We start from the raw sequence: 8036 nt of genomic DNA on the forward strand, positions 1-8036 counted from the left end.
AATTAGGCGTTCCTTTCGGAATTGTGGATCTAAGTCTGGCTCCCACACCAGCCATTGGCGATAGTGTGGCCTATATTTTGGAAGAGATGGGCCTGGAGACTTGCGGGGCGTATGGAACAACGGCCTGTCTGGCCATGCTCAATGATGCGGTCAAAAAAGGCGGCGTGATGGCCACCAGCAATGTCGGCGGACTTTCAGGGGCCTTTATCCCGGTCAGCGAAGATGCCGGTATGATCCATGCGGCAAAAGCCGGGGTGTTGAGTTTGGAGAAACTGGAAGCGATGACGGCCGTCTGCTCTGTCGGCTTAGATATGATCGTTGTGCCTGGCGATACCAGTGCCTCGATCATTAGCGGAGTGATTGCCGATGAAGCGGCGATCGGAATGGTCAATTCTAAAACGACAGCCGTACGCATCATTCCTGCGATTGGAAAGGAAGTCGGGGAAGAACTGGATTTTGGCGGCCTGTTAGGTTCGGGTCCGGTGATGCCGATTCGCCAGGCCGGAAACGATGTAATGATCGAGCGTGGGGGAAGGATCCCGGCGCCGCTGCAGTCGCTGAAAAATTAAAGGATATTTTCAGAAAATATTTACACTTGTGGTTGCAAAATCAAATTTCGTGTGTATAATTATCTCATAAAGACGAAGAAGAGAAGAAGTACAGAGGCTTTTCTTTACAGAGAGTCTGCGGAGGGTGCAAGCAGATAAGAAAGAATCTGGAACGTGTCTTGGAGTCGCATTGTCGAAAGAAATGAGGCAATGAACGTGAGTTCGCGTTAAGAACGAGGTGTCATCCATAAACTGGATGGAATTAAGGTGGTACCGCGAATCAATCGTCCTTTTGTTGAAAAGGACGTTTTTTTTATAGAGAGGAGGATGCGGATGAAAAGCGAAGACCGACGACGATGCGAAGCATTCGCATCGTTATAATCATCAAACAAAACAAGAGAGAGAAGAAAGAAGAGGTTAAAAATATGACAAGTAAATTATTAAAAATGGGATTAGCTGCCACAATGGCATGTACAATGGTTGGATGTTCAAGCAGTGAACCAGCTGCAGAAGACAAAGATACGAAAACGATCACAATTGGTATTTCACCGGATTATGAACCTTATGAAAGTCTGAATACAGATAATGAGATGGTAGGGTTTGATATCGACATGGTGGATTGGTTTGAAAACTACCTGAATGAAAATGAAGAAACTTCTTATAAGTTCGAGTTTAAACAAATGGACTTCGATAACATCGTTACACAGATTCAGGGCGATCAGATCGATTTGGGAATTTCCGGATTCACTTATGATGAAAACAGAAAAGTAGAATGGAGCCAGCCGTATCTTGGTTCTGCCCAGGTAGCCGTTGTACCAGCTGGTTCTGACATTACTTCAATCGATCAGCTGGATGGAAAATCGATTGCGGCACAAACAGGAGCCACGGGAGAGCAGGCTGCCAAAGATGCCGGCGGAGAAGTAACCGGTTTGAAAAACGTACAGGATATCATGAACGCCTTAAGCGCGAATCAGTATGATGCGGCCGTCATCGACTCCGGGGTTGCCAAGAACTATGCGGAAAGTGGAAACTTCACTGTATTGGATGGTATCTTGATGGATGAAAAGAACTACATCATTGCCAAAGAAGGTAATACAGATATGATTGATTTGATCAACAAATGCATCGAAGCGTTTATTGCCAGTGAGGATTATGCTGCGATGTGTGAAGAATACGGTCTTACGGCAGTTGAATAAATGAAAGAAGAGGGATAGTATGTTTGCAGCCTTTGAGCAAGTATTTACACTTGAGACGGCGCTATACTTTGCGAAAGGAGCGTTAGTATCATTAGGGATGGCCATACTATCCCTATTTATTGGTTTGATACTCGGTGTTCTGGGAGCCAGTGCCAAGCGTTCTAAGTATTTAGTGCTTCGCGCCATCGGAAACTTCTATGTGGAAGTGATCCGGGGAACGCCAATGTTGTTACAGATCTTGATCATCTTCTCGGTCATTCCTTCAATCTATACCGCCATTACTGGGGAAGTGTTGCGAATCAATGTGTATTTGATCGGGATCATTGCCATGAGCATCAACTCCGGTGCGTATTCAACGGAACTGATTCGAAGCGGGATCAACGGTGTGGATAAAGGACAATGGGAAGCCTGTGAAACTTTAGGATTAAGTTCATGGCAGACCATGCGCTTTGTCGTTTTGCCCCAAGCCTTTAAGCTGATCGTTCCACCGATCATCAGTGAGTTTGTCACTTTGATTAAAGACAGCTCTCTGACAAGTACCATTGGTGCCATTGAATTGTTAAAAAGTGCACAGATCGTAGGGGCTGAATATTATGAAGTAATGTCGCCTTATTTTTTAGCGGCAATCTTCTATTTAGTAATGACGATCAGTATTTCCTATATAGGTAAAAAAGTAGAAAAGAGGTTGGCTGTCAGTGATTAAAGTAGAACATATTCGCAAGAATTTCGGACAACTGCATGCGCTTAAAGATGTATCGCTGGAAGTCAACCAGGGAGAAATCGTATCTTTGATCGGTCCTTCCGGATCGGGGAAAAGTACGTTGTTAAGATGCATTCATGGTCTTGAAAAAGTAGATCAGGGTAAAATTTATATGAATGGGGAATTGATGGACCCTAAGGATGAAAAGAAATATCGTCAGCAGCGCAACAAGATGGGGTTTGTGTTCCAGCACTTCAATCTGTTTCCGAATATGACGGTACTGGAAAACTGTAACCTGGCACAGATTCAGGTGCTTGGCCGTTCTAAGGAAGAAGCGGAAAAAACATCCTTGATGTATTTGGAAAGAGTCGGATTGGCTGACAAGAAAGATGCCTATCCAAACAATCTTTCTGGGGGACAAAAACAGCGTGTGGCCATTGCCCGGGCTTTATGTATGAACCCGGAAATGATGCTGTTTGATGAACCGACCAGTGCTTTAGACCCTGAGATGATCAAAGAAGTACTCGAAGTTATGAAAGATCTGGGAAATCAGGGCATGACGATGATCGTGGTGACCCATGAAATGGGCTTTGCTCGCAAGGTGGGAAGCCGAGTTGTATTCTTAGATCATGGCGAGATCGTGGAAGACTCTCCAAGTGAAGAATTTTTCTCCAATCCACAATCGGATCGTGCCAAAGATTTCTTAAGCAAGGTGTTCTACGAATGAGGCTGGAAGATTTTAAAGTCGAACAATGGATGAATGAGAATGAAGGAGATGCAAAGTATAATTTAACCGATACTTGTCTATCTTCTTTTTCTTTTCAGGAACTGATGGCGATGAAAGAAGAAGATCTTTCAGGCCTTGTCCTGGATTATGGAGAGATCCAGGGAAGTACAAGATTCCGTCAGGAAGTTCTTTCCTTGTATACGACAGGAACCGTCGATTCCATTACCACGGCCAATGGGTGTCTGGAAGCCAACATCCTTGTGATGGAAACACTGTTGGAAAAGGACGATCATGTGATCACCTGTGTTCCCGGTTACCAGCAGTTTGTCAGTTATCCTAAATCTTTAGGATGCAAGGTGACAACGATCGAACTGGAATTTGAACATCAATGGAAACCGGATATCGAAAGTTTTAAACAAGCCATTACACAGCAAACACGTTTGATCATCTTAAACAATCCCAATAACCCTACGGGTACACAGTACACCGAATCATTTTTAGAAGAACTGATCAAGATCTGTTCACCAAAAGGAATCTATATCTTATGTGATGAAGTGTATAGAGATCCGCGTAAAATACAAAGCATCAGCGATCTCTATGACAAAGGGATCTCGACCAGTTCCTTAAGCAAGCTTTATGGCTTGGCTGGGCTTCGTTTAGGCTGGGTCAAGGGTCCGGTGGATCTGATTTCCAGAATCAACAGCCGAAGAGACTATGTTATGATCTCTACCGGTCCATTGATCGATGCCTTAGGAACGATAGCTTTGAAACATAAAGAAGAAATCCTGGAAAGAGCGGATGCGATCCTTTGTGCCAATAAATCATACTTGAAACAATGGCTGGCCTCCAATCCGCAGTTTGCGTGCGTGATTCCTGAAAATGGAACCGTATCCTTTTTAAGAATCAACGGTATGAAGGACAGTGCTTCTCTTGCCCAGAAACTGTTGAATGAAGAAGGAATCTTTTTTGTCCCGGGGGCATGTTTTGATCACGAAGGCTATATGCGTCTGGGTCTGGGACAAGATCCGCAAAATTTTAAAGAAGGATTAGAGCGCCTGGCTAAAATCTTGAAATCGGAAAAATAGGTATGATACACTGTAGTCAATAAGGGGCTGATGAAATGAAAAAGTTAGGGGTTCTTTTGTTGGCGCTGACCTTGATGGGATGTGCCCGACTCAGTGATTTTAAAGAAGAAACGAGAAAAAGCGAAGATCCGTTCCAGGAAACTAGTGAAAAAAAGAAAAGCTTGACGTGTACATCTTCGAACGAAGATCAGCTGGTTTTTGAAGCCAGGGGAGACCAGATCTATAAAATGACACAAACTTTTGCGATGTCTTTTGAGGACCTGGGAATCAATGAAGATCTGGATCCGGAAACGATCCAGAACAAGATCAACGATTCGTTGGATTCCATGTACAAAGAACTGGCCGGTGTCAGCGTTACCGGAGAAATGGTGGACGATCATGTCCAGATCACGGTTATCATCGATTACGATGCCTGTGATGATGAAGAACTGATCGAAGCCGGTCTTCTGGAAGAAGGCGAGATGGAAAGTCAGTATATTTCTTTGAACGAAACAAAGAAAAGCTACGAAGCCGGCGGATACACGTGTACGGCAGATTAAAGAGCGGTGATCCGCTCTCTTTTTTCAGAAAGGATAGTTTATGCGTTATTATATCTCAGACTGTCATTTTTTTCATAAAGCATTGAACACAAAGATGGATATCCGCGGTTTTGACTCGGTCGAACAGATGAATGAGCATATGATCGCTCAATGGAATCTAAAAGTACGGAAAAACGATGAAGTCGTGATCCTGGGAGATTTCAGCTGGGGAAGTGCTCAGGAAACCCAGGAAGTCTTAGATCGGCTTCAGGGAAAGCTCTATTTGATCAAAGGGAATCATGATCGCTTTTTATCCGACAAAGAATTTGATGCCTCCCGATTTGTGTGGATCAAAGACTATGCCGAACTCAACGAGAACAAACGGAAAGTGGTCTTATGTCATTACCCTATTGCCTGTTACAACGGACAATATCGGCGCAATGAAGAAGGAAATCCCAAAACGTATATGCTTCACGGACACATTCATCAAACCATGGACCAGGTCTATCTGGATGCTTATCAGGAGTATATCCAGAAACAACAGCGGCTGTCCATTGACGGCCAGCTTTTGAACGTGCCTTGTCAGCTAATCAACTGTTTCTGCATGTATTCAGACTATCAGCCAATGACATTGGATGAATGGATCGAGATCGACCGCAAAAGAAGAGAAGACAAACAATAAAGGAGCTTGGCGGATTCGCTAAGCTCCTTGTATTATGAAAGAATGTTTAGATAATCATGAACAAAGGTACTGATTTCACGGCATGGCATCTGGTACGAACTGTCGGTAAAGACAACCAGGATATAGTCGCCATACTTTGAATAGACAATGCCGCCATCCAGATAATAGGCATCGGCCCATCCGGATTTATGGGCAAAATCGGTTCCTTCCGGGAGACTGTCCGCAATACCAGAATCATCGGCACACTTTTTCATCAGTTTGATCATTTTATCACAGTATTTTTCTGTAATGATTTTTTTGTTGTAGATCATTTCCAACAGTTTGGCAATTTCCGAAGGGCGGGTCGTGTTGTCTTTTCCATCGGAGAAATATCCCTGCCCGGGAATCAAACCGTGATGTACGGCCGTGTGTTCAAATCCAAGTTCCTGAATATATTGATTCAACAAATCTTTTCCTTTTAGAGGATCTCCGTTTCCAAGCAAGGCCAGTAAATGATTGTAGGAAGTGTTGTCGCTATGGATCATCATAGCTTCCAAATAAATCTGGCAGTCTTCTTCTTTCAGATTTCCCTGTTCGATTTGATCGTAGACCGTAGCCATCACAAACATTTTGATGATGGAACAAGGATACATGTTGGTATCATTGATTGAAAATGTTTCGCCGGTTTTTAAATCTTTAAAATAAACACTGTTGTTTGGGGCGTATTTTTCCAGAATGGTTTCAATAGAAGCCTTCATTTGTTCCGTATCGGGCAAGAGAGTTCCTTCTTTATTGAACTTATAAGAAACCCCGTTGATCTTTGCGCTCTTAGTGGCCATCGTTCCATCCTTTTTGAAATAGACGGTTCGCTTTTTTTCCTCTTTTTTGATTTCTTTGAACGATTTCTTGACGGCCGTTCCATCCTTTTTAAAGTAATACGTTTTATTATCGATTGTCTGCAGTCCGGTTTTCTGTTTTCCTTCTTCATCAAAGTAGTACAGATCGTCTCCCTCTTCTAAAAATCCTGTGTGCATATATCCGGTTTCCTTGTCAAAATAGTAGGTTTCATTTTCGAGTGTTTGAAAACCCCGCAGTGCTTCTTTATCGTCGTTAAGATAGACGATGTGTTCATTGCTTAAAAAGGAAGTTCTGTGAAATCCCTTTTCCACAGACCATAAGATATAATTGATAAGAATAAAGAGAAGAAGGGCAATCAGACATCCAGACAAAGCGATGATCCATGTTTTTTTGATTCGATACTTTGGATTTGACAGATAATCCATGGACGATTTCTCCTTTTTATACTATTATAAGACAAAACAGGAAATTAAGACAAAGATTCTTTTATAAAATACAAGAGATAGAAATAGAGGGATGATATGGAAAAAGTAAAAGGAATATTGGAAGTATTACCAGACGGATTTGGATTTTTAAGAGGAGAAAATTATCTTTCTACCGAACATGATATTTACGTATCGCCATCGCAGATCAAGTCTTTACGGCTGAGAACCGGGGATGTGATCGAAGGTGAACCCAAAGAAAAGAAAGAAAATGAGCGGTACCGGGGATTGATGCGTGTGGACCTGATCAATGAACATACGGTCGATGAAGCGTTTCGAAGAAAATCCTTCGAGAAACTGACGCCGGTCTTTGCGAATAAAAAATTCAATCTGGAAACATCCGATGGGAATCTGGCCATGCGCATCATCGATCTTATGGCGCCGATCGGAAAAGGGCAGCGCGGTCTGATCGTTTCACCGCCTAAGGCAGGAAAGACCACGCTGTTGAAAAATGTGGCCAACTCCATTATCAAGCGGACACGAAATGTAAAGATGATCATTTTACTGATCGATGAACGTCCGGAAGAAGTCACTGATTTTAAAGATTTCATCAAAGAACATAAAGCAGAAGATCGCGTGGATGTGATCTACTCTACTTTCGATGAACTTCCAGAGCACCACACCCGCGTTGCGGAGATGGTGTTGGATCGGGCCAAACGGCTTGTGGAGCATGGAGAAGACGTCGTGGTTCTTTTAGACAGTATCACCCGCCTGGCCAGAGCTTACAACCTGACCAGCCAGACCAGCGGGCGGACATTGTCGGGAGGATTGGATCCAGCCAGTCTGCATTTTCCGAAGAAATTCTTCGGGGCGGCCCGAAATACCCGTGAAAAGGAAGGCGGCTCTTTAACGATCCTAGCCACTGCTTTGGTAGATACCGGGAGCAAGATGGACGATGTGATCTATGAGGAATTCAAAGGAACGGGAAATATGGAACTGGTTTTGAACCGCAATATTTCCGAGCGAAGGATCTTCCCGGCCATCGATATCTTGAAATCGGGAACCCGCCGCGATGATTTACTCTTGGCAAAGGAGGAACAGGAAGCGGTACGAAAGATCCGTAAACTGATCAGTCATCTTTCTACAGAAGAAGCCACAGAAAGCATTTTGAATTTATTTTCAACGTATAAAACCAACGAGACCCTGGTAGAACAGATGCTGGTGTCCAAATAAAAAACGGGGATATCTTAATCGATATCTCCGTTTTCTTTATTCAGAAAGCTTGGCATCAATGTCCTGGATCTGTTCTTCCAGTTCTTTG

General features: G+C 43.4%; 9 protein-coding genes and 1 other annotated feature. Of the genes, 8 read left to right on the forward strand and 1 reads right to left on the reverse strand.

Features of this window, described 5'->3' with window-relative positions; all coding sequences use genetic code 11:
* From Q0K03_RS06415 to Q0K03_RS06445, 7 genes are all read left to right on the forward strand, one after another.
* A partial coding sequence (locus Q0K03_RS06415) for a DUF711 family protein (protein ID WP_297238895.1) occupies positions 1-569 on the forward strand: 569 nt, incomplete at its 5' end.
* 66 nt (positions 570-635) lie between these two features.
* Positions 636-843: a binding site (T-box leader), on the forward strand.
* A gap of 130 nt (positions 844-973) precedes the next feature.
* Complete coding sequence (locus tag Q0K03_RS06420; protein ID WP_297238896.1) at positions 974-1744, forward strand: transporter substrate-binding domain-containing protein; 771 nt, start codon at positions 974-976, stop codon at positions 1742-1744.
* A 19-nt stretch (positions 1745-1763) separates the two neighbouring features.
* Positions 1764-2447: an amino acid ABC transporter permease gene (locus tag Q0K03_RS06425; RefSeq protein ID WP_297238897.1), complete on the forward strand. Its 684-nt coding sequence runs from the start codon at positions 1764-1766 to the stop codon at positions 2445-2447.
* Positions 2440-3171 (forward strand): amino acid ABC transporter ATP-binding protein, encoded by a 732-nt coding sequence (locus Q0K03_RS06430; protein ID WP_297238898.1) that lies wholly within the window; start codon positions 2440-2442, stop codon positions 3169-3171. The genes Q0K03_RS06425 and Q0K03_RS06430 overlap by 8 nt, the downstream gene beginning before the upstream one ends.
* The gene (locus tag Q0K03_RS06435) at positions 3168-4256 is read left to right on the forward strand and encodes an aminotransferase class I/II-fold pyridoxal phosphate-dependent enzyme (RefSeq protein WP_297238899.1); all 1089 of its coding nucleotides are present in this window, start codon (positions 3168-3170) and stop codon (positions 4254-4256) included. The genes Q0K03_RS06430 and Q0K03_RS06435 overlap by 4 nt, the downstream gene beginning before the upstream one ends.
* 35 nt (positions 4257-4291) lie before the next feature.
* Entirely contained in the window at positions 4292-4795 is a 504-nt protein-coding gene (locus Q0K03_RS06440) for a DUF1307 domain-containing protein (protein ID WP_297238900.1), read from the forward strand.
* Between the two features lie 40 nt (positions 4796-4835).
* Positions 4836-5456, forward strand: a complete 621-nt coding sequence (locus Q0K03_RS06445; protein WP_297238901.1) for a metallophosphoesterase — start codon at positions 4836-4838, stop codon at positions 5454-5456.
* A 32-nt stretch (positions 5457-5488) separates the two neighbouring features.
* Here Q0K03_RS06445 and Q0K03_RS06450 read toward each other — a convergent pair whose 3' ends face one another.
* Positions 5489-6718, reverse strand: coding sequence for a serine hydrolase (locus tag Q0K03_RS06450; RefSeq protein WP_297238902.1), 1230 nt, complete (start codon positions 6716-6718; stop codon positions 5489-5491).
* A 96-nt stretch (positions 6719-6814) separates the two neighbouring features.
* Here Q0K03_RS06450 and rho point away from each other — a divergent pair, with 96 nt between their 5' ends.
* Entirely contained in the window at positions 6815-7948 is a 1134-nt protein-coding gene (gene rho / locus Q0K03_RS06455) for a transcription termination factor Rho (RefSeq protein WP_297238903.1), read from the forward strand.
* Positions 7949-8036: the final 88 nt, after the last annotated feature.

This window comes from uncultured Faecalicoccus sp., assembly GCF_944327125.1.
In the GTDB taxonomy this organism is placed as follows: Bacteria; Bacillota_I; Bacilli_A; order Erysipelotrichales; family Erysipelotrichaceae; genus Faecalicoccus.